Origin of the sequence: Kurthia sp. 11kri321, assembly GCF_001534765.1 — a bacterium.
Lineage (GTDB): Bacteria > Bacillota > Bacilli > Bacillales_A > Planococcaceae > Kurthia > Kurthia gibsonii.
Genome location: NZ_CP013217.1, coordinates 328,348 through 355,000 on the forward strand (window position 1 = coordinate 328,348; position 26,653 = coordinate 355,000).

Annotated in this window: 24 protein-coding genes, 1 rRNA gene and 2 riboswitches (1 of these 27 cut by a window edge); of the genes, 19 read left to right on the forward strand and 6 right to left on the reverse strand. The window is 36.7% G+C overall.

The window, feature by feature from the left end; all coding sequences use genetic code 11:
• Positions 1-15: 15 nt before the first annotated feature.
• The 11 genes from ASO14_RS01770 to ASO14_RS01820 all read left to right on the forward strand — a co-directional run bounded on the left by ASO14_RS01770 (position 16) and on the right by ASO14_RS01820 (position 11,668).
• Positions 16-1,293: a right-handed parallel beta-helix repeat-containing protein gene (locus ASO14_RS01770; RefSeq protein ID WP_068450677.1), complete on the forward strand. Its 1,278-nt coding sequence runs from the start codon at positions 16-18 to the stop codon at positions 1,291-1,293.
• On the forward strand, positions 1,290-1,739 hold the full coding sequence (locus ASO14_RS01775; protein WP_068450678.1) for a nitrous oxide reductase accessory protein NosL: 450 nt from the start codon (positions 1,290-1,292) through the stop codon (positions 1,737-1,739). The genes ASO14_RS01770 and ASO14_RS01775 overlap by 4 nt, the downstream gene beginning before the upstream one ends.
• A gap of 6 nt (positions 1,740-1,745) precedes the next feature.
• Positions 1,746-2,555, forward strand: coding sequence for an ABC transporter permease (locus tag ASO14_RS01780; protein ID WP_068450679.1), 810 nt, complete (start codon positions 1,746-1,748; stop codon positions 2,553-2,555).
• Positions 2,552-3,253 (forward strand): ABC transporter ATP-binding protein, encoded by a 702-nt coding sequence (locus ASO14_RS01785; RefSeq protein WP_068450681.1) that lies wholly within the window; start codon positions 2,552-2,554, stop codon positions 3,251-3,253. The genes ASO14_RS01780 and ASO14_RS01785 overlap by 4 nt, the downstream gene beginning before the upstream one ends.
• A gap of 188 nt (positions 3,254-3,441) precedes the next feature.
• Positions 3,442-4,392, forward strand: a complete 951-nt coding sequence (locus tag ASO14_RS01790) for an AAA family ATPase (RefSeq protein WP_068450683.1) — start codon at positions 3,442-3,444, stop codon at positions 4,390-4,392.
• Entirely contained in the window at positions 4,389-5,606 is a 1,218-nt protein-coding gene (locus tag ASO14_RS01795) for a DUF58 domain-containing protein (protein WP_082701341.1), read from the forward strand. Before ASO14_RS01790 ends, ASO14_RS01795 begins: the two co-directional genes overlap by 4 nt.
• A complete protein-coding gene (locus tag ASO14_RS01800) occupies positions 5,596-7,800 on the forward strand; it encodes a DUF4129 domain-containing transglutaminase family protein (protein ID WP_068450687.1) in 2,205 nt (734 codons plus the stop codon). The genes ASO14_RS01795 and ASO14_RS01800 overlap by 11 nt, the downstream gene beginning before the upstream one ends.
• Before the next feature lie 34 nt (positions 7,801-7,834).
• Positions 7,835-7,936, forward strand: a riboswitch (purine riboswitch).
• Positions 7,937-8,116: 180 nt separating this feature from the next.
• Positions 8,117-9,649, forward strand: a complete 1,533-nt coding sequence (guaA, locus tag ASO14_RS01805) for a glutamine-hydrolyzing GMP synthase (RefSeq protein ID WP_121178177.1) — start codon at positions 8,117-8,119, stop codon at positions 9,647-9,649.
• Between the two features lie 230 nt (positions 9,650-9,879).
• Positions 9,880-10,677, forward strand: coding sequence for a hypothetical protein (locus ASO14_RS01810; RefSeq protein WP_068450691.1), 798 nt, complete (start codon positions 9,880-9,882; stop codon positions 10,675-10,677).
• Position 10,678: 1 nt separating this feature from the next.
• Positions 10,679-11,275 (forward strand): hypothetical protein, encoded by a 597-nt coding sequence (locus ASO14_RS01815; RefSeq protein ID WP_068450693.1) that lies wholly within the window; start codon positions 10,679-10,681, stop codon positions 11,273-11,275.
• Positions 11,276-11,284: 9 nt separating this feature from the next.
• Complete coding sequence (locus ASO14_RS01820) at positions 11,285-11,668, forward strand: hypothetical protein (RefSeq protein ID WP_068450695.1); 384 nt, start codon at positions 11,285-11,287, stop codon at positions 11,666-11,668.
• A 598-nt stretch (positions 11,669-12,266) separates the two neighbouring features.
• On the opposite strand, the gene ASO14_RS01825 is transcribed toward ASO14_RS01820, so the two are convergent.
• Together ASO14_RS01825 and ASO14_RS01835 are read right to left on the reverse strand one after the other, a co-directional pair.
• Positions 12,267-12,584 (reverse strand): hypothetical protein, encoded by a 318-nt coding sequence (locus tag ASO14_RS01825; protein ID WP_068450697.1) that lies wholly within the window; start codon positions 12,582-12,584, stop codon positions 12,267-12,269.
• A 331-nt stretch (positions 12,585-12,915) separates the two neighbouring features.
• Positions 12,916-13,122, reverse strand: coding sequence for a DUF3173 family protein (locus ASO14_RS01835; protein WP_068450702.1), 207 nt, complete (start codon positions 13,120-13,122; stop codon positions 12,916-12,918).
• A gap of 417 nt (positions 13,123-13,539) precedes the next feature.
• Here ASO14_RS01835 and ASO14_RS01840 point away from each other — a divergent pair, with 417 nt between their 5' ends.
• Positions 13,540-14,142 carry a DUF4166 domain-containing protein gene (locus ASO14_RS01840; RefSeq protein WP_068450704.1) on the forward strand — a complete coding sequence of 201 codons (603 nt, stop codon included), beginning with the start codon at positions 13,540-13,542 and terminating at the stop codon, positions 14,140-14,142.
• 216 nt (positions 14,143-14,358) lie between these two features.
• On the opposite strand, the gene ASO14_RS01845 is transcribed toward ASO14_RS01840, so the two are convergent.
• From ASO14_RS01845 to ASO14_RS01855, 3 genes are read right to left on the reverse strand one after another with little or no spacing between them, the layout of a single operon-like run.
• Positions 14,359-15,102 carry a DUF3800 domain-containing protein gene (locus tag ASO14_RS01845; RefSeq protein WP_068450706.1) on the reverse strand — a complete coding sequence of 248 codons (744 nt, stop codon included), beginning with the start codon at positions 15,100-15,102 and terminating at the stop codon, positions 14,359-14,361.
• A gap of 21 nt (positions 15,103-15,123) precedes the next feature.
• Complete coding sequence (locus ASO14_RS01850; protein WP_068450708.1) at positions 15,124-16,503, reverse strand: MATE family efflux transporter; 1,380 nt, start codon at positions 16,501-16,503, stop codon at positions 15,124-15,126.
• 56 nt (positions 16,504-16,559) lie between these two features.
• Complete coding sequence (locus ASO14_RS01855; protein ID WP_068450711.1) at positions 16,560-17,210, reverse strand: helix-turn-helix transcriptional regulator; 651 nt, start codon at positions 17,208-17,210, stop codon at positions 16,560-16,562.
• Between the two features lie 66 nt (positions 17,211-17,276).
• On the opposite strand from ASO14_RS01855, the gene ASO14_RS01860 reads away from it, so the two are divergent.
• The 3 genes from ASO14_RS01860 (at position 17,277) to ASO14_RS01865 (ending at position 20,091) form a co-directional block, all read left to right on the forward strand.
• Positions 17,277-18,224 carry an arsenic resistance protein gene (locus tag ASO14_RS01860; RefSeq protein ID WP_068450714.1) on the forward strand — a complete coding sequence of 316 codons (948 nt, stop codon included), beginning with the start codon at positions 17,277-17,279 and terminating at the stop codon, positions 18,222-18,224.
• 119 nt (positions 18,225-18,343) lie between these two features.
• Entirely contained in the window at positions 18,344-18,481 is a 138-nt protein-coding gene (locus tag ASO14_RS14930) for a hypothetical protein (RefSeq protein WP_156422324.1), read from the forward strand.
• A gap of 272 nt (positions 18,482-18,753) precedes the next feature.
• Entirely contained in the window at positions 18,754-20,091 is a 1,338-nt protein-coding gene (locus tag ASO14_RS01865; RefSeq protein ID WP_068450716.1) for a radical SAM/SPASM domain-containing protein, read from the forward strand.
• Positions 20,092-20,253: 162 nt separating this feature from the next.
• Here ASO14_RS01865 and ASO14_RS01870 read toward each other — a convergent pair whose 3' ends face one another.
• A complete protein-coding gene (locus tag ASO14_RS01870; protein ID WP_068450719.1) occupies positions 20,254-21,651 on the reverse strand; it encodes an aminotransferase class I/II-fold pyridoxal phosphate-dependent enzyme in 1,398 nt (465 codons plus the stop codon).
• A gap of 390 nt (positions 21,652-22,041) precedes the next feature.
• On the opposite strand from ASO14_RS01870, the gene ASO14_RS01875 reads away from it, so the two are divergent.
• The 4 genes from ASO14_RS01875 to ASO14_RS01890 all read left to right on the forward strand — a co-directional run.
• Positions 22,042-22,722, forward strand: coding sequence for an aggregation-promoting factor (locus ASO14_RS01875; RefSeq protein ID WP_068450722.1), 681 nt, complete (start codon positions 22,042-22,044; stop codon positions 22,720-22,722).
• Between the two features lie 88 nt (positions 22,723-22,810).
• Positions 22,811-23,437, forward strand: a complete 627-nt coding sequence (locus tag ASO14_RS01880) for a pentapeptide repeat-containing protein (protein WP_068450724.1) — start codon at positions 22,811-22,813, stop codon at positions 23,435-23,437.
• A 141-nt stretch (positions 23,438-23,578) separates the two neighbouring features.
• Positions 23,579-23,680, forward strand: a riboswitch (purine riboswitch).
• Between the two features lie 88 nt (positions 23,681-23,768).
• Positions 23,769-25,076, forward strand: coding sequence for an NCS2 family permease (locus tag ASO14_RS01885; RefSeq protein ID WP_068450726.1), 1,308 nt, complete (start codon positions 23,769-23,771; stop codon positions 25,074-25,076).
• Positions 25,077-25,505: 429 nt separating this feature from the next.
• A 16S ribosomal RNA gene (locus tag ASO14_RS01890) occupies positions 25,506-26,653 on the forward strand (it continues 400 nt past the right edge of the window).

Sequence of the window (26,653 nt, forward strand, 5' to 3'; positions counted from 1 at the left end):
AATGGAGGCACCAATATGAAATGGCGTTTTTTACTCGTTTTTTTCATTAGCCTAATTGGCTTTTCAGCACAAGCCCATGCTGAATCACTACAAAAACAAATCGACAAAACGCCAAGCGGAGGCACGTTAAAACTATTTGATCGTGTGTACCGAGAACAGGCAACGATTCGTAAGCCGATTACGATTGTCGGTGGTGAAAAAACACTGCTGAAAGCTGGCTATGATAAGACAGTATTAACAATCGAAAACACAAAAGATGTCACCCTTAAAAATTTGAACTTTTCACGTTCTCAGTCTGCCATAGATGTGAAGAAATCTTCACAAATACATATTGAGAACCTGAAGATGGTCTATATGTTCAGCGGTGTAAACATTCGAAACTCATCGGATGTCCACGTAAAAAACTTTAAGATGCGTGGTATTGATGGACAGTATGCAGATAAGGGGACAGGGATTGCGGCATATGATAGTAAGCGCATTAATATCTCCGATAGTGACATTACAGAAGTGCTAGATGCTTATTATTTAGAACGTGTAACAGGATCACGAATCATTAATAATATTGCTACATTTAGTCGCTATGGTCTTCACTATATGTACGGAAAAGATATTTATGCAACAGGAAATACACTTGAAAATAATGTGACAGGAATTATGCTCATGATTGCAAAAAATGCATTATTAGAAAAGAACAAAATCCAATATCAAAGTGATTGGAATAGTTCAGGTTTTACACTTTATAATGCAGAGAATATCGTGACGAAAAATAATGAATTAATCGGGAATCGAACAGCGATTTCAAGTCAAAATATGAAAAAATCAACGATTCTTGATAATACATTTTTAACGAATCAAACAGCAGTTGAATTCACAGGGTCTTATAAAGAGAACGAAGTAGAGCATAATGATTTCCTGGGGAATATCGTGAACATTCGTTCAGATGGTACAGCGAGTAATATTGTCGGAAACTACTATGATGATTATTCTGGTTTTGACATAGAAGATGATGGTATTGGCGACTCAAAATATGTAGCACTTCAAAGTTTTGGACAGTGGATGGTACGTGAACCTGCTTACCAATACTACATTGAATCACCAAGTGTTGTACTACTGAATCAGATGGACCAACAAACAAATAAGACAGAAACAAGTCAATTAGTGGATGAAAAACCACGTATGAAATCCATTACAGAATTTGAAACAGATCGCCCAATGAAAATTTGGCTCATTATTTTAGGTGGTATTTTATTTATTGGTAGTCTTTATGGCTGGAGAAGGAGTGTTAAAATATGAAGAAAAAATGGTTAGGCGCACTTTTAGCGACAAGTCTCTTATTAACTGCTTGTGGTAATAAAGAATATGAAGCAAAAGAAATTAATAAACAAACAGACATTTGCAAAATCTGTAACATGAGTTTAGCGAATGAAAAATACGCTGGACAAATCGCTTTGAAAAATGGCGATTATGAAATGTTCGATGATCTCGGTTGTTTAATGGATTACTATAAAACAATGAACAAAGATGATATTGGTGAAGCATTCATTAAAGATAATGACAGTGACGAATGGTTAGACGTTGAAAAATCAACATTCGTTTACGATAAAAAAGTACCAACACCAATGAGTTATGGTGTCATTGCATTCAAAGATGAAGCAGCAGCAAAAAAATATGTTGAAAAGAATGGCTCTGGAAAAGTAATGAGCTTTGACGAACTAAAAAGCTTTAATTGGGGAGCGTAATCCATCATGAACCAACTTTTTATTAAACTAGAATGGAAGCAGATGCTCCGCAGTCGCTGGATGCAACTTGTCGGTGTTCTGTTCATTCTAGTCTTTGCAGCAATTGCATTGATTCAACAACTCGCATTACCTGTTGATGGTTTTACGAGACAAACAGCAAGCTTTTTAAATCTATTACTTTTCTTACTACCACTATTCATCTTAACAATCGGTAGTATGAGTGTGGCGAGCGATGTGGAGTCAGGATGGTACTCACTCCTAAAAACATATCCTCTGTCACTTGGAAGCTACATTTTCGGTAAATACATCTCCATTGTTTTATCGTTCTTCTTAATCTTAATCCTATCGTTTGCAGTCGTATTAATTATGAGTGGTATTGCAGGTTCTGTGCAATTACCTTTAGTATTCGTTACACTCTCAATCCTACTCGTCTTAATTTTTGCAGCAATTGCTGTACTGTGCGGTGTCATTGCAAAAAACCGACTACACGCACTGTCTCTCTCACTCGTTGTCTGGGCAGCTGCACTGCTATTAATTTCATATTTATTAATGGCAATCGGTACATTCGTATCAGGTAAATTAACGTTAACATTAACGATTATTATGATGCATTTAAACCCTGCAGAATGGATTCGCTTCGGTTATTTCCTATTCTCTGGACAAACAACTGCTTTAGGACCTGCTTTCTTTGACTTTACAGAATTCTATAATTCTGTTTTTGGTTATCTAATCTATATGGTTGTTTGTGTTGCTTGGATTTTAGGTCCCCTACTGTTTGCACAGTGGATTCTATCTAGAAAGGGGAAAGCAGAATGATTGTAAAAGGTATTGATGTCAAAAAAGTCTATTCCTCTAATAATGGTTTACATGGCATTAACTTTGAGTTAAATAGCGGAAGAATTATTGCTTTAGCAGGTGGTAACGGTGCGGGTAAAAGTACGCTAATTCGCTTATTAATCGGTCAAGAAGATTTAGAGTCAGGCGAATTACAATGGGAAGATGGCGTATCGATTAAGTACATGCCAGATGACGTAAATTTCCCGCAAACATTAACAGCGTATGAAATTCTACAACTACTTGCGCATCTGAAAAAATTACCAAAGTCTGATGTAGAACAAGTATTAAAGCGCGTTGGTCTATGGGAATTTAGAAAACAGCATGTGCGTCAGTTCTCTAAAGGGATGCGTCAACGCCTGAACTTAGCACAAAGTTTACTAGGTGATGAAAAATTACTCATCTTAGATGAACCAACGAACGGACTCGATCTATTATGGATTGCAGAGTTAAAACAAATCTTACAAGAACAAAAAGATTTAGGTAAGACGGTTTTATTCTCTACACACTTACTATCATTCGCAGAAGAATTGGCAGACGATGTACTTCTACTACATGATGGTGAAGTGTTAATGAATGGCCCTTTAGAAGAGGTATTAGCTCAAGGTGAAGCTGAACACTTGGAGGAACTTTTCATGCGTAAAATCGGTCTTATTCGTGCGCAAAACAAAAAATACTAAGTTTGTTTCACACAGGATGAATGTTCTAGGTGGAAAGAGGGAAGATGTGACATTTGGAGCGCATCTTCTCTTTTTTATAGAATAAAGACATCAAAAGTATATTTTAATTCGTTTTCTTGCGCTTAGATTGACGAAAAATGAAAATAACTTCAAAATAGAAGTAATCAGTAATATTAGGAGGAATATGGATGGAAGCACAACATAAATTACAAGCAGTCATTGAAAACATCGAGAAAGTGATGATTGGTAAAAAACATATTGCCGAATTAAGCCTCGTTTCTTTACTAGCCAAAGGGCATGTATTACTAGAGGACGTGCCAGGGGTAGGTAAGACAGTCATGGTTCGTGCTTTAGCGAAGTCACTTAGTGCGGAATTTAAGCGTATTCAATTTACACCCGATTTACTTCCTTCTGATGTTGTCGGTGTTTCAATTTATAATCCGAAAGAGATGGAATTCCACTTCCGTCCTGGTCCAATCATGGGGAATATCGTACTTGCCGATGAAATTAACCGAACATCACCTAAAACACAATCTGCTTTATTAGAAGCGATGGAAGAAGCTTCTGTCACAATTGATGGTGAAACAGTCGATATTGGTCAACCGTTCTTTGTCATGGCGACACAGAATCCTGTGGAGTATGAAGGGACGTATCCATTACCAGAAGCACAACTCGATCGTTTCCTATTAAAAATGAAAATGGGTTATCCAACAAAAGTAGATGAGATTGAAGTGTTAAGACGAGCAGAGGGAGAAAGTCCACTTAAAAATCTACAAGCAGTGATTACGATTGAAGAATTGATTGGTCTTCAAAAACAAGTGGATGAAGTAGCTGTATCAGACTTATTAAAAGAGTATATTGTATCGATTGCACAAGCGACACGTGAACATACAGCCATCTATTTAGGAGCAAGCCCTCGTGCTTCGATTGCTTTAATGAAAGCTTCACAAGCTTATGCGCTTTTAAAAGGAAGAAACTATGTGACACCAGACGATGTACAATATTTAGCACCATTCGTATTCTCCCATCGTCTTCTTTTAAAACCAGAGATTCGTTATGAAAACTTAACAGCAGAGGATATTGTAGCACGCGTGTTAGCAAGTGTTCCTGTACCTGTTGGAAAGACGGAAGCACGATGAAATCGAGGTTAAGACGAATTACATCGTCTGTCACACGTATGTTACTCGTCCTATTACTTGTGCTAGGCAGTTTATTATTTGCAACGATTCAAGGAGGATTCGTGTTATGGTTTGTGTTCTTTATGGTCATTCCATTTGCACTGTATTCCTTCCTTGTCTTTTTAACGCCAATTGGTCATATGACAGTCGAACGAAAGGTTTTAAATAAGCGTTTTGTAGAAGGTGACGCACTAAAAGTTCAAGTCACATTAAAAAGACAATCATGGCTTCCCATCTTGTTCATTGTTGTACAAGAAATGGAACCAAAAGGCGCCTTTGCTGAACTACAGACACGTGATTTACACAAGTTATTACCGATGGGCTTTAAGCGACAAGTAAGTTGGAGCTATACCGTTCCAAAACTAGCGCGTGGTCGCCATGAATTAGAAGGTATTCAAGTACAAGTAGCCGATGTATTAGGGTGGATTCAAAAGACGAAATACATTGAAGCGAAAAAGACGTTGATTGTCTATCCGAAAGTCGAGAACATGTCCTTCACTAGACGATTCTCACAAGAACAGGGAATGCTAGGTTATACATCACAAAAACAACCGCAGCAGTCGACAATGGTTGCAAGTATTCGAGATTATGCCCCAGGAGATCGTATGACATGGCTTCACTGGTCGAGCTTTGCCAAAACTGGCATGCTCTATACGAAAGAATTTGAATATCAACAATCAGATGATGTATGTGTTGTGTTAGATACATCAAAAGGTGCGAATTTTGAAGGGCAGATTTCGTTTGTTGCTTCACTTATGCAAGCGGCACATCGCCAAAAGGAGCCTGTTTGTTTTTTAGGAGCAGGAGAACACCGCTTCTCATTAGCTGAGTTTCGTTCAGAGAATGATTTGGAGCAATTGATGTATTATTTGGCGACAATTGAACCATCAATTTATGAGCCGAAGAAAATCTATGGACATGATGAATTAGTTCGTAGTTCAAACGCACTCATGCTCGTTACATCACAGTTAGATGTGGATTGGATTGATTTATTAAAGATGAATGCCACGCGCGGTAGTAAACCAATCATCTATGTCGTAAAACCAAATGATAAAACAACATGGAAAGCTGATCCAGTTGTTGAGTATCATGCTGAAAAAGCAGGTATTCAAGTTGTCTATGTAGAACGCGGACGCTTTTCTTTAGTGGGTCAGGAGGGTAGATATGGAGAATAAAGATTTGTTGAAGTGGAGTAAGCTGCTCTTTTTATATGTACTTATTTTCTTTATGTTACGAGAATGGTTACTACCCGTTATGGAATTGACGAATACAGGTCATTACGGTTTATTAATGTTATTTATCGTTATTTGCTTAGTAACAAATATTGCGCACGTACATACAGGTATCTCTGTTGGAATTAAAGTCGCCTATATTATTTGGTTTATGTTATACATACAAAAGCCACAAGACGGACCATTTATCCAGAGTATAACAGAAAGTATGCGTGCACTTGTTACAGGTAACTGGACAGATATGTCAGATGGATTTAAAACGATGCTCTTCTTAATTTTATTATGGATGACCATTTATTTAATTCACCATTGGTTGACGATTCGACGTTCTATTCTATTTTTCTTCATTTTAACTGTACTTTTTTTAGCACTCATTGATACATTTACAAAATATAATGCGGATGCAAGTATTATACGCACGATGATTTTAGGTTTCTTATTGACGGGCTTATTATTCACAGAGCGACTGATGAGTGAAAATAAAATGAAGCAAACGATTGGGAACTATTTAAAACTACTGGTTCCGTTATTTTTATTGATTGGTGTGAGTGCGGCATTTGCTTATGCAATGCCAAAACAAAAAGCAGCAACAAACTTACCAGAGCCAATTGAAAATTTAGTAAAGTGGACGAATGCTAATATTAATACAGTTGGTAAAATTGGTTATGTTGAAAATGACGACCAACTAGGGGGAGACTTTGAACGCGATAGTACACCAGTCTTTCAATACACTGCAAAAGAACCGCAGTACATGCGTGTAGAATCGAAGTCTTACTATACAGGACGAGGTTGGAAGAATGCACAGGACGAAATTCTCGTCTCTACATTTGACTATGGTGAAGCGATTAAAACATCAATTCCAGGTGGTAAGAAAAAGAATGAATTAGATATGCGAGTGAAGATGGATAAGAAATATAGTTTCCTTGTACAACCGTATGGAATTAAAGAAATCTTACGCAGTAATGAAAAGAACAATCAATTTTATATCGAGTTAGATTCAGGTAAGATTCGTGCAACGAAAGGTAAAGACCGTAAAGTCGTTGATTTATTAAGCTATGAATATGTTTATACGAAACCAATCTATAAACAAAAAGAATTAGATGCATCACGCATGCAAATGATTGCAAAAGACACAGGTATTACACCGAAAGAGAAAAAAGAAAATCTACAAGTTCCTGCAACCTTGCCAAAACGAGTACGTGACTTAGCAACAGATATTACGAAAGACGAAAAAAGTGTATATGATAAAGCAAACGCAGTGGTCGATTACTTTAAAACATCGGGGTATCGCTATTCAAATATAAATGTCGGTTATCCAACAGGTGATGAAGATTATGTTGATCGCTTCTTATTCGCCACAAAAGTAGGGTATTGTGATAATTTCTCGACTTCGATGGTCATGATGATGCGCTCGATTGGTGTACCAACTCGCTGGGTGAAAGGATTCTCACCAGGCGATAAAACCGCTTCAACGGAAGTATTAAAGGATGGTATGAGCCAATATAGTGTAACGAACAATAACGCACACTCATGGGTAGAAGTCTACATTCCAGAAGTTGGTTGGATGCCATTTGAACCGACAATCGGTTTTGAAGGATTCGATGAACAAGTCGAAGAAGAAACGACACAAAACGAAGCACCTAAGAAAAAAGAAGAAGAAAAGAAGCAGGAAGAACAGAAAAAGCAAGAAGAGCAAAAGAAGGAACAACCAAAGAAAGAGCAAGAAACGAAAAAAGAACAACAACCAAAAGAACAAAAAGCAACAACGAATACGAATAATTGGTTGCCAATCGCATTCAGTATTGGTGTCATAGTACTAGCGATTGTCTTATTCTTTACACGTCATCGCTGGTATGTGAACTTGTTCATCTGGTATTACAATCAGAAAAAACCACCAATTGAACAAGCTTATCGTGTACTACTTCGCCGACTAGCACGTCATAATCTACTTGTGAGAGAAGACGGTGAAACACTAGCAACATTTGCAAAACGAGTGGATCAACAGCTCCGTACAGAAGATATGTCGAAATTGACAAATTTAATGGAACGACGCTTATATGATCCGAATGCTGATTCGGCTAGATGGGATGAATTTAAAGAATGTTGGAAAAATTTAATTAATGAAACAAGAGGTTGATTTTAAGCCTTACTACAGTTAAACTAAGTGCAAAGTATAATAATTGAATTACCCTCATATATGTTCGATAATATGGTTCGAATGTCTCTACCGAGTTGCCGTAAATAACTTGACTATGAAGGTGGATGAACGGTATATATAGAGGCTTAGTAAATCATCTTTTATGTGAAGTGAGGACGCGTGGAAAATAGTGATATTTTCATACGCGTTCTTTTCGAATCAATTGAGATGAACTACATCCGTCCTACCGTATGAGTACGTAATCAATTTAACTATTAATGAAGAGGTGGAACTTTTGTCAGCAAGTACAAATTTAATGAATCAAGAGAAGATTGTTGTTCTTGATTTCGGTAGCCAATATAATCAATTAATTACACGTCGTATTCGTGAATTCGGTGTATACAGTGAATTACACCCACACACAATTACAGCTGAAGACATCAAAGGCATGCACGCTACAGGGATTATTTTCTCAGGCGGCCCGAACTCAGTTTATGGTGAAGGTGCATTCAGCATTGACCCAGCTATTTTCGAATTAGGTTTACCAATCTTAGGTATTTGCTATGGTATGCAATTAATGGCACATACACTAGGCGGTAAAGTTGAAAAAGCAGGTAACAGTGAATACGGTAAAGCTGAAATTAAAATTTTACAAGAGAATGCATTATTTGCAGACCTTCCAACAGAACAAGTTGTATGGATGAGTCACGGTGACCTTGTAACAGAAACACCAGAAGGTTTCACTACAATCGCAACAAGCGAATCTTGCCCAATCTCTGCAATGGCAGACGAAAGCCGCAAATTCTATGCAGTACAGTTCCACCCAGAAGTACGTCACTCTGTTTATGGAAACGACTTACTACGTCACTTCGCATTAGACATTTGCCAATCAAAAGGCGACTGGTCAATGGCGAACTTCATCGAAGTAGAAATCGAGAAAATTCGTGAACAAGTTGGCGACAAAAAAGTACTTTGCGCACTTTCAGGTGGCGTTGACTCATCAGTTGTAGCGGTATTAATCCACAAAGCAATCGGCGACCAATTAACTTGTATGTTCGTAGACCACAACTTAAACCGTAAAGGTGAAGTTGAACAAGTAATGAAAACTTTCACTGAAGACTTCGACATGAACGTGATCAAAATTGATGCACGCGAACGCTTCATGAACAAATTAAAAGGCGTTTCTGACCCAGAGAAAAAACGTAAAATCATCGGTAACGAATTCGTTTACGTATTTGACGAAGAAGCTTCAAAATTAGAAGGTATGGACTTCCTAGCACAAGGAACACTATACACAGACATTATTGAATCTGGTACAGCTACAGCTCAAACAATTAAATCACACCATAACGTTGGTGGTCTTCCAGAAGACATGCAATTCGAATTAATCGAGCCATTAAACACACTATTCAAAGACGAAGTACGTCAATTAGGTCTTGAATTAGGTCTTGATGAAAAAGTAGTATGGCGTCAACCATTCCCAGGCCCTGGTCTTGGAATCCGTGTACTTGGCGAAGTAACAGAAGAAAAATTAGAAATCGTTCGCGAATCTGACTTCATCCTACGTGAAGAAATCGCAAAAGCTGGCCTTGACCGCGACATCTGGCAATACTTCACTGTATTACCTGACATCCGCTCTGTCGGTGTAATGGGCGACCAACGCACATACGATTACACAATCGGTATCCGCGCTGTAACATCAATCGACGGTATGACATCTGACTGGGCACGTATCCCTTGGGACGTATTAGAAAAAATCTCAGTACGTATCATAAACGAAGTAGACCACATCAACCGCTGCGTGTATGACATTACATCTAAGCCACCAGCAACTATTGAGTGGGAGTAAATAAATAACAACTGGAAAAAGCTTGGAAAGCCATATTTATAAGGTTTCTTCCAAGCTTTTTGTTTAGTGATACCAGAATTGATACCCAAGAGATTATTATGTTTTTCTTATTTTTAAAATAACAATTAGATTATATTAGTCATTAAGGGTTTGTATGGTATCATATGATTAATAAGTACATTAAAATAGGCGATTCACTTGAATAACTAAATACCTAGGGAGAAGAAATGGTGGAGAGATTACAACAATTCTATACAGAAAGATGCGAGCCTCATAAAGAAGAAAATTTAGTATATTTAAAAACAGACTTCGAAAAAATAGAAATTGATATTGCTGACAAGACTTATGGTGAAATTAGATATTTAGAGTTAAATAATTTAGTACGTTTTCTAAATCCTAAAGTAGACTTAATAAAATTTTCTGTCCCACAAATATCAGATGATCTTTTAAAATTTGAAGATTTTGATGATGTTATAGATAAGATTGAGGAAATAGAAGTGTTTTCTGAAGACTTTGTGAAGGAAAATTTAGAAGAAATGATGCCTCTTTACTTTCTTCCTTCGCATATTGAAACCAAAATCAAAAACATAACATGTGGAAATCAACGGAGAAAAATAGATTATAGACTTAAGAAGATTGTACCTCAAAGGTTTATAGATATTTTAGGCCTAGAATTTAAAACTGAACAAAAAGAATTTATTGTAAACTATGACTCTAGAATGGATTATTCTATATCATTTTTTAAATTTTTTAGAAATGATGAACATGAAGAATGTATAGATTTTGATGAAATAGAACAAAAAGTGAATGAAGTTAAATATAAATTAAATGTTAAGTATATTGAAAGTATGGATTATTATTTTGTTGGTAATATTAATTTAGAGCTGGGTCTTATTGAGAGAAACGAAGATGAGCATAATGATGATCCATTATATTATCATTTTAACTTTTGGAAATTAAGGGGTATAGATTTAAGCGGTATGTTTGGTGGTTTTTGTTTATATCCTTTTAATAAGGGGGTATTGTAGAGTGAATATAGATAAAAAGGTTGAGAATATTTTTGGTAATATGAGTAATTTGGATATTTTAAATAGTTATAATTGTCATACTTTGCTTGATATAAGTGAACCCTTAATGTTTGTATTAAATGAATTAGATAAATATTACTTAGCGTATACTTTACAAAATAGAACTGCATTTTTGAACAATGGAGCTAGAGCTGATGTAATTGAATTGTTGATTGTTAGTACTTCTGTTTCAAAGATAAAAATGTTGTTAGAAGGGCAAATGGATATTAAAGATGCGCTTTCAAGTGAGGTTATGTATAGAATGGGGAAAATAGGAAATAAAATTTTCCCTAAAAAGTATGTATATAGTGTTGATCAAGTTGAAAATAAAATTCCTAAATTAGGAGTTCGTTTTGATTGTTCATTACCTAATAAAATCAATATAAAAAAGACATTGAGCTTGATTGAAGCTGATGCAAGATTTTATGATTCATTTGCAATTAATGATACAAACATACTTAAAAAAGATCATATTCATATTAAATTGGAAAATACTAGTGACTTTAGAAGTGTCTTGGATAAAGTGGATTTCAAAATAAAAGATTGGACATTAGAATAGAGGGGAAAAATGAATTTAAGTATTAATAAAATTGTCTATAATGTTTTGGAAGAGTACCCAGATAGTGAAGAAATTTCTGTTACTATTACTGCTAAGTTCGGGGTCGCGAATGAAGATCATTATACAAGAGCTTTTTTTCTAGAACTAAATATAAATGGCGAAGAAGAGAATGGGAATGATACTCGTAATTTAACTATAGTAGCTAGATTTAATTATCAATTAGATAAAGTTTCATTATCGAATATTGATGAAAAGGAGATTGAAGAAGATAGGGAATATTTTCTTAAATTTTTAAACCGTATCAATAATGTTATAATTGATGTAACTTCTCAAGACGATATTGGAAGACCTCCTTTAAATATTAATAAAGCAATTGAGAATTTTAATAAATAGTCAATTAAACTACATAAAAACAGCAACTATTTTAATATAGGTTGCTGTTTTTTATTTCTAATATCTAAACGATTGATTTCCATTAAATTTTGTCTTTTTAATTTTAGAAGTTTTATATTGAATAGCTCCACTCATACTATTAGCAATTTCAAAGTTAACATTCGGATATAGATGTGAATAGGTACTAAGAGTCGTTTTAATATCTTCATGCCCTAAGCAATCTTTAATAATTAACGGATGGGCATTATACTCATTAATTAAAAATGAAGCGTTTGAGTGTATTAAACCTTTTGCTTGAATAGGTTCCACATCAGCTAGTTTAGCATGCCTTTTTATTATTCTCGAAACAGTCGATTTCTAAGTAGGTCTACCATCGTATGAAAATACGAAATTAATATCTCCAAACTCTTCTTGTCTAGCTTTCTATACTTTCAAAATTTCAAGTGTATCGGTATCTAGTGTGATTGTACGCATATCAGCTTTTGTTTTAGTTGGCCCTGATGTCTAATTATTACTGTTTTTTAAACATAGCGAATGACTAACTGTCAAAGTGCGATTTTTTAAATCAATATCTTGTTTCCAACGTAATGTAGTTGCTTCATTTACTCGTAGATCTGTCATAAAATATAGCCAGACAATAATAATCATCAATATTGAAAGTTGATAATACTTTTTGGAATTCTTCTTTTGTCCAAAATTCAACTTTCACTTTTTCTATTGGAATTGCACCAACTTGTTTCGCTCGCTTCATTTTAATCATTCCTAGGTTGATAGTTTTTTCTAATGTTTGTAAAAATAGTCCACAAACTATCCGAGCGTAATTCTGTGAAAAGTTCTCGGTTAAACTATTTTTCCAAACTTGAATATCAATATTTGAAATATTGTTTATCTTCTTCTTACCAAATTGATTGATCATTTTCTTGAATACTGGTAAGCGGGTTTCATAAGCTGTGATTTGTACACCTTACTTATAGTCGGGGAGAAAAAGTTGTTCCATATAAGAAGTATAATCTAGACCACTATTCATAATTTGTCCCATGTCTTGTGTTGCTTTTAATTCAGCAGTTTTCGCTTCATACGTTTCTTTTTGTGTATTAGACTCTCTAAGAACTTTTCTAATGCGTTTTCCAGTGATTGCATCAAAGCCCAATGAAACAGAGTAAAATCATTTTTCAATTTTTTATTTTTATAGATATCAGTTAATTTTGCCATCTTATCATTCCTATGTCTCTGTATAGAAAAGGGACTCATTTAAAGTCCCCTAGTAATATGTAAAATTTAATTCCAGTGATCTGTTCAACAGCTTCTTTAGGCACACATCCTAATCGTTTATTGTTGAAGAAAGCATAACCTTTTTGGATCATTAGTGCTTTATCTTCCCGAATAATCCCTTGTTCAGTGGATTTAGGATAGCCTACAGCAATTAATTCTTCTTTGCTAATAACGGTAGACATTGAATAATCTCATTTCTTATATTTCTTTTTCACCAAGAAGTTCATTAATGGACTGTCTAATCGTTTTTCTATCAATTTTAGTGAGTTTCTTTCTGTCTAGGGATAACTCTTATTGTATATATTGGTTTGCATAAGCATCTCCATATGCAAATCCATATACCTCGTAAAGCATTGCCCTATATTTTGTAGTAGATTTTTCAATCCAGGCTTTTTATGCTATAAAATAAGAAGTATCCCCTCCCCAACCCACCAAACTATATTTCCCCTTCCATTCATATTATAATAACAGTGTAAAGCTTCATATTGTACAGCGTCATATTTTAGCGATTCATCTCATTCCTGATATTTAGTTGGGTCCATGCTCTTATAGTATGTTTTCAAGTAAATCGGGAATCACTATAGAAAGGAGGCTAATCTATGTCTGTCTATAAGCAATTACTCGGTGAGGATTTTGAACGTTTGCATCCGATGTTACAACACCGCTACCATACAGCTCCTGGTGAAACATTCCGCGCAAAAGGGGTGATGTCGACGGTGAAGCATGGGAGTCCGTTACTGTTGCCTTTTTATTATGCAGCGCCGTTGATGGATTTTTTATTTCCAGAGCAGGGATCGAATGTGCCATTTGATATGATGTACGAAACGGTAGATCAAGGGAATGGTATCGTCGATATGAATTGGTCGCGTAATTTTTATTTTTCAAAGAAAACACGTGCGTTCAACTCGACAACACGTATTGATTTGAATACGAATACAGCTTACGATTTACTCGGAAAACCTGCGATGATGCGTTCAAATTTATTATTGAATGTTTCAAAAGAGGGCAAACTCATTACACGCACGAATGCCCAACACTTATTTGGACTCGTGCCACTTCCTTCTTTTTTCAAAGGACAAGCGATTGTTGAAGATGGTTATGATGATGAACGTGGTTTGTATACCGTTCATGCGACAGTGTTTAACGATTTACTCGGTACGATTATGATGTATGCGGGTGAATTCGAAGAAATAACAGAATAAAGATTATCTTTTTGTATAAAACAAAACCCCTGATTTTTTTAAAATCAGGGGTTCTTCTATGTGACGACAAAATGTCGCGTGTATTCAATTCAAGGCATACTGACCTGAGTACGGCTGCCAAACAGAGACAGCTTACAGTCGTCTTTCGACACAATTGCGTAGATTCAGGATTTACTTGTACGCCTAAATCTATAGTAGCACCACGAAAAGTAAGCGTCAATTTTTTTGCGTAGGGATGTAAAAATAATTCTGAAGTCGTCCGCTCGCTTTAAATTGTTGGAATACCCATTCGAGTGAATCGGGATGAATGGGTGATTTTTTTCGTATGCGATCTTGTAAGTGGTAGTCTGGAAACTGATTACGACGATAGCGTAGTCGTTGATAGAGTAAGTTCGCAAACAGGTCGGCTGTACGAACTCCGTAGCTATCACGTGAGTCTAAATACTCGACTTGCACATGTCTTACTTTCTCTGTTAAAACAAGTTCCGTCGCAAGATATTCCTCTAATTGATGCATATTCATGAGTGATACATTTCGGTTATCAATATTTAGATGTAAGTGTTCTTGATCGCGTGCGTCTAACTCTTTTAATTGAAGTAAATATTTCACGAAAAAATTGAATGTGCGTGCATCATTTTCTCGGAAGACATCTTTTATATGACGATTATCAATCACAACATAGGATACAGTAATATCCGTTTTTTGAATGAGTTCCGAAATAAAATAATGCTTCATAATCGGTGTGAGTTCAGAGCCTTTTGGTTCGCGTGGATTGCGTACATGCGTTGCAAAATAATCAGCAAATGTACGACGTAATTTTTTCATCGTGCGACGATACACTTTTTTTAATTGTTCGGGGTCGTGAGTATGCACGAAACAAATGATGAAATACACATCACGCATATTACTAGCGTGTGGCTTGTTCTTTGAAATTGTGCCTGACTCATCTAAATAAAACATCGTCCCACCCCCGAAACCGAGCTACTTTTCTTTATTGTAAATCATCTGTTTGGAAAAAGAAAATAAGCCTTGTTTTCGAATGAAGACATAAGCAACAAGCGCAGTTAGGAAGTCTGCGAAAGGAATCGCTAAAAAGATGGCTTCTGTTTGCGAAAAAGGTAGCGCAAATGTATGAACGAATAAAGGTAATAGATAAATCAGCGGTAACATCGCAAAAATTTGACGCGTCAATCCAATCCCAACGGCTTGTAATTCTTGTTCCGTCACTTGTAGTTGTGTCATGACGGTATAAGCGAATCCTGTTAAAGGAAGCGTGATGAAAATAATATTTAAAATCGATTGTCCCTCTCGAAGTAGTTGTTCGTCATTCGTTAATAATTGAAGTACGTTTTGACCGAATAAGAAAAAAATTACAATTAACAGCACACTATAAATCGTTGTCCATTGTAATGTAGTACGAATTACTAAACGTTTTTTCTGTAGGTTACGTTGACCATGGAAATAAGCCAAAATCGTTTGAATGGCTTGCGTAATACCGACAATAGGCATCAAACAAAAGATATATACTTTGTTGGCGATATTCCAAGCACCAATGGTCTGTGTTGTGCCAAATGTTTGAAGTTGTTTATTCACAAGCCAAGCTGTCATGCCGCCGAGTGCTTGAATGATCGTTTGCGCAATCCCAATTTTTAAAAGAGCGTATGTCGTATGGAAGCGTTCTTTCCATGTATAGTTTGTATAACGATACCACTGTTTTTTTCGTTTTAAATAAATGAATGCAAGCAAAGAACATACGACTTCACTGAGTAATGTACCGAGTGCAATTCCTTTGATTCCAAGGTTTAGTCCAAAGGTAAAATAAGCGTTACTCATAATATTGATTACTACGGCTAAACTAATGATAGTCATCTCGACTTTTGGATGTTCGAAAGCACGAATGACACTCGTTAATGTGTAGCCAATCGAACTAAATACATGACTGAATAGTAAGATGAGTAAATAATCTTTAGCGAGTGAAGCAACTTCACCCGTCAGTTGAAGCTGATTAAAAATTGGTGTCATACATAAAAAAGTAATGAGTGATGTTATGACACCGAGTAGAATGGTAGCGTGTACCCCTAGTTGAAGTGGACGTTGCCAATCACGTTTTGCTAAGTTAGTGGAGATTAAAACAGCAGTAGAAACAGCGAATAGCGTTTGAATGGCGACGAATACGGTGAACAGGGGTGTCAGTAACCCCATCGCCGCGAGTGCTTGATCGGCTTGGTTTGGTAGATGTCCTGCGAAAGCAGTATCGACAATTGATGTTAGTAGTTCAACGAGTAAAGATAGAATCGCTGGAATTGAAAACAGTCGAATCAGTTGTGGTACGGTATATTGTTCGTAAATTGTTGTTTGCATGATTAATAAGCCTCCTGAAAACTCAGCTTATCATGCAAAATAGGACATAAAATGTCTTATTTAAAAAGAATGTGTGCATTTTTTTCGTAAGGAATGAAGTCGCGTTCAAACGTTTCGGTTAGGATACGTGCTGTTTGAATGTTTTCGGTTTTGAATAGATAGTAACCATCCGTAAAAGTATAGATGTATAATCCATCTGCTTTTAACACATAACTAATCGGTGCAATTGTATAGAGTTCTTGATTATATTGAATTTCAAGTAATTGTTCTTCATCAAAGCAATATTGAATGGCTGTATGAACAGATGTAGTCAAATCAATTGGTTGAGGCATTAAGTCGACGACGAAATAATCCTGTGCATCTTGTTCGAATAGTTGAATCAAATCGGGTGAAATGAGTGCTAGTTTTTGAAGCACTTGTTCTTTTTGCTTTTTTACTGAAATCGCGTCATATAAAGAGAGTGCGAATGTGATTGTTTGTAAGTCATTCGGTGTGAAAAAGCTCGTATTCAATTTATAACTTTCTTCGATAAAAATGCCACCATTACTACCACGTTGGCAAATAATCGGAACACCTAATCTTGCTAGTTGATCAATATCGCGTTGAATCGTTTTCACGCTAACTTCAAATTGATGGGCTAGCGCAGCATGTGTTGTTTTTTTCACTTTTAATAGATGAAGCAGTAGTTCAAATTGTCGGTTGCGCACTTTGCATCCCTCCGTCACAATGAATAAGTATGTGTTCACTATAACATGAAGAAAGGAGAGAATTCGATGCGTGAAAGATTAGAAGAGAGACAAGCTACTTTTTATTTTATTGTATTAGGATTTGCATTCATCTATGGTTACTTTTTTCAAACGAGTAGTAGCTTATTAGAGCAGTGGATTCCATTTGTTTTAGCTATCTTACTGTACAGTATGTTTTCGCAAATTCCATTCTTTACAAAGTATGATTTCCGCGTGAATTTACGTTTTTTCTTTGCACTTTTTGCGGTGAATTTTATCGTTGTACCGCTTGTGGTGTACGGGCTCGTTACGTTTTTACCGACTGAACCTGCTTTACGACTAGCTGTTTATCTCGTATTGCTTGCGCCATGCGTAGACTATGTCATCGTATTTACGGCACTTGGTCAGGGCGATGCTAAACAGATGTTATTTGCGACACCTTTTTTACTTATTCTTCAGCTCATCATTTTGCCGTTTGAATTATGGTTTTTTGTTGGAAGTGAAGCTCTTGCGCTCATGCAGTGGAAACCATTCCTCACATCATTCTTATGGATTTTCGTACTACCACTATTTGTGGCAGTAACCATCCAATATTGTATGCGATTCGATTCACCCATCCGTAAGATTCAGCAAGCTTCTGCATGGTTACCTGTGCCAACGATGGCTTTGACAATTTTTGTGATTGTCGCGCCTCAAGTACAGCGCATGGCAAATATGAAGGAAGAAATTTTCGCAGTGATTCCAATTTATATTGCCTTCATTCTCATTATGCCAATCTTATCTGTCATGATTGCGCGGTTATATCGTTTGAAAAAGCCAGCCGAGCGGGCATTAATTTTTAGTGGTTTTACACGTAATTCATTAGCTGTCTTACCATTAACATTTGCTTTGCCACCTGCGATGCAAAGTTTAGCAATGACGATTATTCTGACGCAAACGGTTTGTGAATTAGTCTTTGAATTAATTTATATTCGACTTGTTCCGAAATGGACATAAAATAGAACATTGACATAAAGCGGAAATCCCTTGTAAAATAAACTCAATCACTAGCGCATACATGTATGGGCTAGCTAAACGGACGAATGATTGATAAAAAAAGTTGTGAGGGAAGCTGTATGCGAAATAATGCGAACACGAAAACAATCGGTACAACCATTGCATTTGTTATGACACGTATTTCTGGCGAAGTCGAATGCGCATTACGTGTACAAGAAGATGTTACTTCTAAGCCACCAACAACAGGATCGAAATAATCGCATGAGGGAGAATTGAGCAGACAACTGTTGCTACCTTCTATTTTGTCGTGAACAAAATAGGTAGGACAGGTCTGTCTGCTTGTGGGCAGAAGTCCGTATTCAAAAGCATGACGATTATTTCTACTTAAAGGACTGTCTTTCGTATAAACACGCAGTAAGGCGAATACTGCGCGTTTATAGAAAGGACAATCCTTTTTTTCTGTTTCAAAAGGTTTGAGAAGATGACATCTATCGGATGTACAAAGATTGATTTTTGAGGGGGAACAGACATGGAACAAGTAAAATACATTCCATCGAAATTTAATGCATTAACAAAAACAGAAGACGGCGGCGTAATTGTCTACAACAGTTACACAGGCGCCATCGTTAATTTTGACGAAAAAGAACGTGAAGAAGTATTAACAGCACTAAAGCGTCAAGGATCACCAGCGCTTGATACAGAAGTAAAGCAAGCTTTATTCGACAATGGTTTTATCGTAAAAGATACAGTAGATGAGTTAAAACGTGCTGATTTATTACACCAAACGATGCACCGTACAGATATGCTGCACTTAATCTTAATGACAACAGAGCAATGTAACTTCCGTTGCCGTTATTGCTATGAGTCATTTGCAAAAGGTAAGATGACAGACGAAACAAAAGCAGGTGTGAAAGCTTTAGTAAAAGAGCGCGCGGGTACACTAGATAACTTACACATTAGTTGGTTCGGTGGAGAGCCGCTATTAGAGTTAGGAATTATCGAAGAGTTATCGAAAGAATTCATGGCACAAGCAGAGCAACATAATATTGATTATTCAGCAGACGTGGTAACGAACGGTTACTTTTTAAATCGTGAAACATTTGAAAAGTTACTATCATGGAATGTATCACAATACATGGTGACAATTGATGGTGTTCAAGCAGTACATGATGCGCGCCGTCATATGATTGGTGGACAAGGAACATTTGAAAAAATCGTTGAAAACTTACAATCATTACGTGATGTAGAAGGCGACTTCAATATGACAATCCGTATTAACTTTGATGAAGATAACTTACGTGAAACAGAACACCTAATTGATTTCTTAAAAGAGCACTTTGCGAATGATTCACGCTTTGGCGTATTCTTCCGTCCTGTTGGTCGTTGGGGTGGTCCGAACGATGAAGAAATTCCAACTTGTACGCATATTACAGCGAATAAGAAAATCTGGGAGTTCACAGAAACAGCGATGGATAAAGGTCTTGCGATGAGTAACATGGTTGAAGGTGCATTGAATCCGACAGCAGCAGTATGTTATGCAGCAAAACCGAATGCGATGGTTATCGGTTCAGATGGTCAATTGTATAAATGTACAACGGTTTTAGATGAAGAAGTAAATAAAGTAGGTAAAATTCAAGCAGACGGTACGATGGATTTAGACTACGATAAAATTGCTTCTTGGTTACTATCAGGTGAAGAAACAGATACAGTATGTCAATCTTGCTTCTTCCGTCCGGCATGTCAAGGGAATCACTGCCCATGGTACCGTGTCGTATCAGGCGAACGTCCATGTCCTTCAGAGAAAAAGAACATTAAAAAAGTATTGAATCTTGTTTGGAAGAACAGCTTACAAACAGTAGAGCAATAATTGTTCGAATGGATTTGAGAGGAGGTGAGACGAATGCGCGTATTACGTCCAGCAACAAAACCTGTGAAAAACGTAAAATCAGGTCGTATCATGAAAACTGTACCTGGTAACTTAAACTAATGATGAGAAAGAGGAGACGCAATCAAATGCGGCTCCTCTTTTTTATTGATATACAAGTAGTTGTTGAGATGCTAATTTACTACCGCCATGAAAGCGACTTCCTAGCTGTTGGTAACGCTGAATAGTTTCAATGTGCTGTTGTGTAATGCATTCACCTTTCATAATGAGTGGAATACCAGGGGGATATGGAGTAACGAGTTCAGCACTTATTTTTCCGGCAGCATGTTGAAATGTTACATAGTCTGTTTCACCCTTTAATTCATGAAAAGATTGTGCTAATTTTTGAGTTTCTTCTATATATATGTTTTTTTCTTTTTGAAGTGGCTCACCTTTTTCAAATGAACAGTTTTTCATTCGTTGCAACGTATCAGTATAATCCGTTACTGCTAATGGAAGTACGAATAATACATTAAAAGGATCAGCTAGTTCAGAAAAAATACCTTGTTGTTCAAAAAGAGATTGTAGTGCATAACCGCTTAATCCTGTTGTTGATTGAATCGTTACTTTTAACGGATCGAGTGAAGGCGCTTCTAAAACACGAATACCTTCAATCTTTTGTAGAGACTGACGGAATCCTTGGATATTTTCTAGAATAGCCTGTACATCTTGTAAGTTGGCTAAATAATAACGAGCTAAATCAAGTGAAGCCATAATTGGATAAGAGGGGCTACTTGATTGAAGCATACGAAGGTAGTGTTCAACTGATTGTTTGTTAATACGTTCTGTTCCGATGTGAAGGTATGACCCCATCGTCATCGCAGGTAACGTTTTGTGCGCTGAATGAACAACGATATCTGCGCCGAATGATAGTGAACTTTTTGGAAAACCTTCTAATTGAAAGTGAGCTCCATGCGCCTCATCGACTAAAACGAAAAGCCCTGCTTCTTTTGCAACATGAATTACATCTTCAATCGCATCCGAAAATCCATAATAATTTGGATACGTCAGAATGATGGCTTTCGCTTCTGGGGAAAGTTGAATCGCTCGCTCAACAACTTTCTTTGTTAATAAGGTAGGAATTTGTCCATCTTCATAAAAAGCTGGAGTTAAAAAGATAGGTTCTGCTCCTGCAAGTTCTAATCCATTCAAAATCGATTGATGGCAATTACGCTGAACAAGAACGGTATCGCCTTGCTGACATGTCGCTAAAATCATCGCTAAGTTTCCCACTGTTGAACCATTTATTAAAAAATAGCTTGCTTCTGTTTTGTACAAGTCACGCAGTAATGACTGTGCTTCTTCAATACATCCCTCTGCATCATGTAAATCATCAAGTCCTGTAATTTCGGTTGTATCCATTTTTAACAGCTTTTCATAGGTTGATTGTGCAAAAGAAGGAATCAGCATACCATTTTTATGTCCAGGTACATGAAAACTAATCGGCTGCTTCGAATTGTGTTGAATAAGTGCGGTGTAAAGTGGTGTCTGTTGTTGATTCATAAGCTAAAAAATCTCCTTTTTATTCATTAAATCCACTATAACAAAAAAATCTGCATCTATTTTTAACTTTTTTCTTATTATGTTGCTTAGATAAATTGAAAAATAAAATAGTCTATAATTTATTGTAAAAACAAAGTCATATCAACATTCTAATATCTTTAGGTCTTATATCATAATAATGATATATTATTTTAATAATTAATTTAGCTCTTTATATAACTTTTAATACATGGTGGTCATTTAGCTGTGATATTTCTGTAACTTTTGTAATAAAAAATCGTGTTAATCTATTATCAGCTTCAGAAAAGGAGCAAAAAAATATTAAAAATCAGTAAGAACATAATAGAGAGAACAAATATAAAAATTAAACAAAAGGTGGAAATGAATATTATGAAATCATTAAAAACGTTAGTATTAGGTACAACAGTAGCGGTTGGTGTTGCAGGTTTTGCAGCAGGAGCAGATGCTAGTGCGCATACTTCATATAAAGTACAATCGGGTGATACATTATCAGGTATCTCTCAAAAATTTGGTAAAGACTATTCATTCGTATCAAGCATCGCTTCAGCAAATGGAATTTCAAATCCAAATTTAATCCATGCAGGAACAACATTAGTAATTCCTGATGGTACAACAACAGTAAGAAAAACAGCTCAACCTGTTCAAAAACAACAAGTACAACAATCATCAACATATAAAGCACCATCTCAACAAAAGCAACAAACAACTTACAAAGCGCCAGTACAACAAAAACAACAAGCGCAAACACAAACAAAATCATACCAATCAACACAAAAAGCACAAACAACACAAAAAGCAAGTAATGCATCATCTTATCAAGGTTCATCATCTTCAGCGAAAGCTTGGATTGCACAAAAGGAATCAAGCAACTCATATGATGCACGAAGCGCAACAGGTAAATATATTGGTAAATACCAATTAGATAAATCTTACCTAAACGGTGACTACTCACCAGCTAACCAAGAACGTGTAGCGGATAACTATGTGAAACAACGTTACGGTTCATGGGAAAAAGCAAAACAATTCTGGTTAGCAAACGGCTGGTACTAAGATTTTTTAAAACAGTGAATTAAAGAGGGACTGCAATTGCGGTTCCTCTTTTTTAGTGTAAAGTGATAAGAAAGGAGAGGATGATAAGATGAATGAACCAAAATTACCACAACATTTAACAGAGACAACATGGAATCGCATCTTGGCGCAAGAAGAGTGGGAAGCAGAGCAGTGTTTAATAGAGAGTATTAACTTCGAAGAAGATGAAGCTTGCGACCTTCGCTTTGTACAAGTCATCATACGAGATTGTCGTTTGAATAATAGTTCTATTAAAAGATTAAATGCTTTAGATGTTCGATTTGAAAATTGTGACTTATCCAATGTAGATTTTTCAAAGTCTTCGATTCACCGAGTTGTATTTGAACGTTGCAAATTAGTTGGAACGATTTTTCAAGGGTCAAGTTTGGGGGACGTAACATTTGAATCGTGCAAAATGAATTTTTCGTTATTTAATGAAACAAAGTTAAAGCATGTATTATTTAATCAATGTGATTTGGAACAATCTGATTTCTATGCAGTGACACATCAATTTTTACAATTTGAACAATGTCGCTTGTCAGGTTTACAGATGCAGCAAACAGATTTAACTACACTTGATTTACGATCTTCACAATTCACACATTTGACTGTTGATTTAGAACGTTTGAAAGGTTGTCGTGTCAATATGGAACAGGCATTAATATTAGCCTCTTTATTAGGTATTCGAATTGAGTAGATAACAAAATTTGATATTCGTTTTATAGATAAAGAGATTTACAGTGACAGAAAACACTTTATTCACGAACTATTATTAATTAGTTATTGAAAATGTTCGTAAAAAGTATTGCAAATTGAAAAATACAGTGCTATATTATGAATGTAAATTAAATAACGTCGTCGTATAAAACTGAGAATAAGGCTCAGAAGTTTCTACCAAGTTACCGTAAATGACTTGACTACGATTGAATAGATCATTCTATTCATACTATGGATACATAGAATCGTAAGTGTACGACTGTTAAAAGTTGTGCACTTTTTATTTTTGACGACATTCGGAGGATTTAATCATGAAAAAGTATTTCCAATTTGAAGAACTTGGCACGAATTATCGCCGAGAAATCATTGGTGGAGTTACAACATTCTTAGCGATGGCATACATATTGGCGGTTAACCCAAATATTTTAGCCGCAGCTGGAATTGATAAAGGAGCTGTATTCGTCGCAACAGCATTAGCAGCGATTGTCGGTTCGCTTATTATGGGTATTTTAGCGAAGTATCCAATCGCATTAGCACCAGGTATGGGATTAAATGCATTCTTTGCTTTCGCTGTAGTAGGAGCATATGGTATTCCATGGCAAACAGGTTTAACAGGTGTATTCTTCTCAGGTATTATCTTTATTCTTCTTTCATTAACAGGTATTCGTGAAACAATTATTAATGCTATTCCAGTTCAATTAAAATATGCAGTATCAGCTGGTATTGGTTTATTCATTACATTCGTTGGTTTAAAAGGTGCGGGAATCGTCGTTGCAGACAAAGACACGATTGTTACATTAGGTGATTTTACAAAAGGTGACACACTTCTTGCAGTTGTTGGAATTGTCATTGCAGTCATCTTAATGGTTAAAAAAGTTCCAGGAGCTATCTTTATTACAATCATCGCTTCAACAATCATTGGTATGATTGCTGGCGTAATCGAAGTTCCAAAATCAGTTGTATCATCAATTCCAAGTATCGCACCAACATTCGGTGTTGCACTTGACCCGATTTTACATGACTTTTCGTCACTATTAAATATTCAATTCTTAGTAGTTGTTTTAACATTCTTATTTGTAGACTTCTTTGATACAGCTGGTACATTGATGGCTGTAGCAGATAAAGCAGGTCTTGTGAAAAATAATAAGTTACCACGTGCAGGTCGAGCATTAATGGCAGATGCATTAGGTACAACAGTAGGTTCAGTATTAGGTACATCAACAACAACTGCTTATGTAGAGTCAACAGCAGGTGTGGCAGCAGGAGCGCGTTCTGGTTTTGCAGCAGTAGTAACAGCAGCGTTATTCGCAGTATCACTATTCTTTTTCCCAGTACTCGATGTAATCACATCGGCAGTAACAGCACCAGCACTAGTTATTGTAGGTATTCTAATGGTAAGTTCATTGAAAAATATTGAGTGGGATCAATTCGAAATTGCTGTACCAGCATTCTTAACAATGCTAATGATGCCTTTAGGTTATAGTATTGCCTCAGGTATTGCGGTTGGTTTCATCTTCTATCCATTAACAATGTTATTAGCAGGTCGTCGTAAAGAAGTTCACTGGATTATGTACATCTTATTCTTTGTCTTCCTAAGTTACTTCATCTGGGTACGATAATTAAACAACAAAGCTATTTGGTTGGTTCTTAGAAAAGAATCAATTAAATAGCTTTTTTTATTTGAAATAAATTGTTGACAGTTATTCGTTATAGAGGTATAGTAATACAAGTGCTTTTCAAACAGTAATGTTTAAGAAATTCACTTTTAAAAAAAGTTGTTGACTTATAAATAACAACCGTTTATAATATTAAGAGTCGCTAACAAAGACGCTTTAAATAACTAAAAAACATTTTAAAAAAGTTGTTGACAACTTGAATGGAGATGTGGTAAGATATTTTAAGTTGTCACAAGAAAACGACGAAACAACATGAACCTTGAAAACTAAACAAGCAAGAAGATAATCACAAACAAGTCTTATCACATTAAGTGAATAAGCAATTGTTATCAAAAGATAACGCTAGCAAAGCAAATGAGCTTTCAAACTACTTTTATGGAGAGTTTGATCCTGGCTCAGGACGAACGCTGGCGGCGTGCCTAATACATGCAAGTCGAGCGAATGACGAGAAGCTTGCTTCTCTGATTTAGCGGCGGACGGGTGAGTAACACGTGGGCAACCTGCCCTACAGATCGGGATAACTCAGGGAAACCTGGGCTAATACCGGATAATCCTTCGAATCACATGTTTTGAAGTTGAAAGGCGCTTCGGCGTCACTGTAGGATGGGCCCGCGGTGCATTAGCTAGTTGGTGGGGTAACGGCCTACCAAGGCAACGATGCATAGCCGACCTGAGAGGGTGATCGGCCACATTGGGACTGAGACACGGCCCAAACTCCTACGGGAGGCAGCAGTAGGGAATCTTCCACAATGGACGAAAGTCTGATGGAGCAACGCCGCGTGAGTGATGAAGGTTTTCGGATCGTAAAACTCTGTTGTAAGGGAAGAACAAGTACGTTAGGAAATGAACGTACCTTGACGGTACCTTATTAGAAAGCCACGGCTAACTACGTGCCAGCAGCCGCGGTAATACGTAGGTGGCAAGCGTTGTCCGGATTTATTGGGCGTAAAGCGCGCGCAGGTGGTTTCTTAAGTCTGATGTGAAAGCCCACGGCTCAACCGTGGAGGGTCATTGGAAACTGGGGAACTTGAGTGCAGAAGAGGATAGTGGAATTCCAAGTGTAGCGGTGAAATGCGTAGAGATTTGGAGGAACACCAGTGGCGAAGGCGACTGTCTGGTCTGTAACTGACACTGAGGCGCGAAAGCGTGGGGAGCAAACAGGATTAGATACCCTGGTAGTCCACGCCGTAAACGATGAGTGCTAAGTGTTAGGGGGTTTCCGCCCCTTAGTGCTGCAGCTAACGCATTAAGCACTCCGCCTGGGGAGTACGACCGCAAGGTTGAAACTCAAAGGAATTGACGGGGGCCCGCACAAGCGGTGGAGCATGTGGTTTAATTCGAAGCAACGCGAAGAACCTTACCAGGTCTTGACATCCCAATGACCGTCCTAGAGATAGGATTTTCCCTTCGGGGACATTGGTGACAGGTGGTGCATGGTTGTCGTCAGCTCGTGTCGTGAGATGTTGGGTTAAGTCCCGCAACGAGCGCAACCCTTATTCTTAGTTGCCATCATTTAGTTG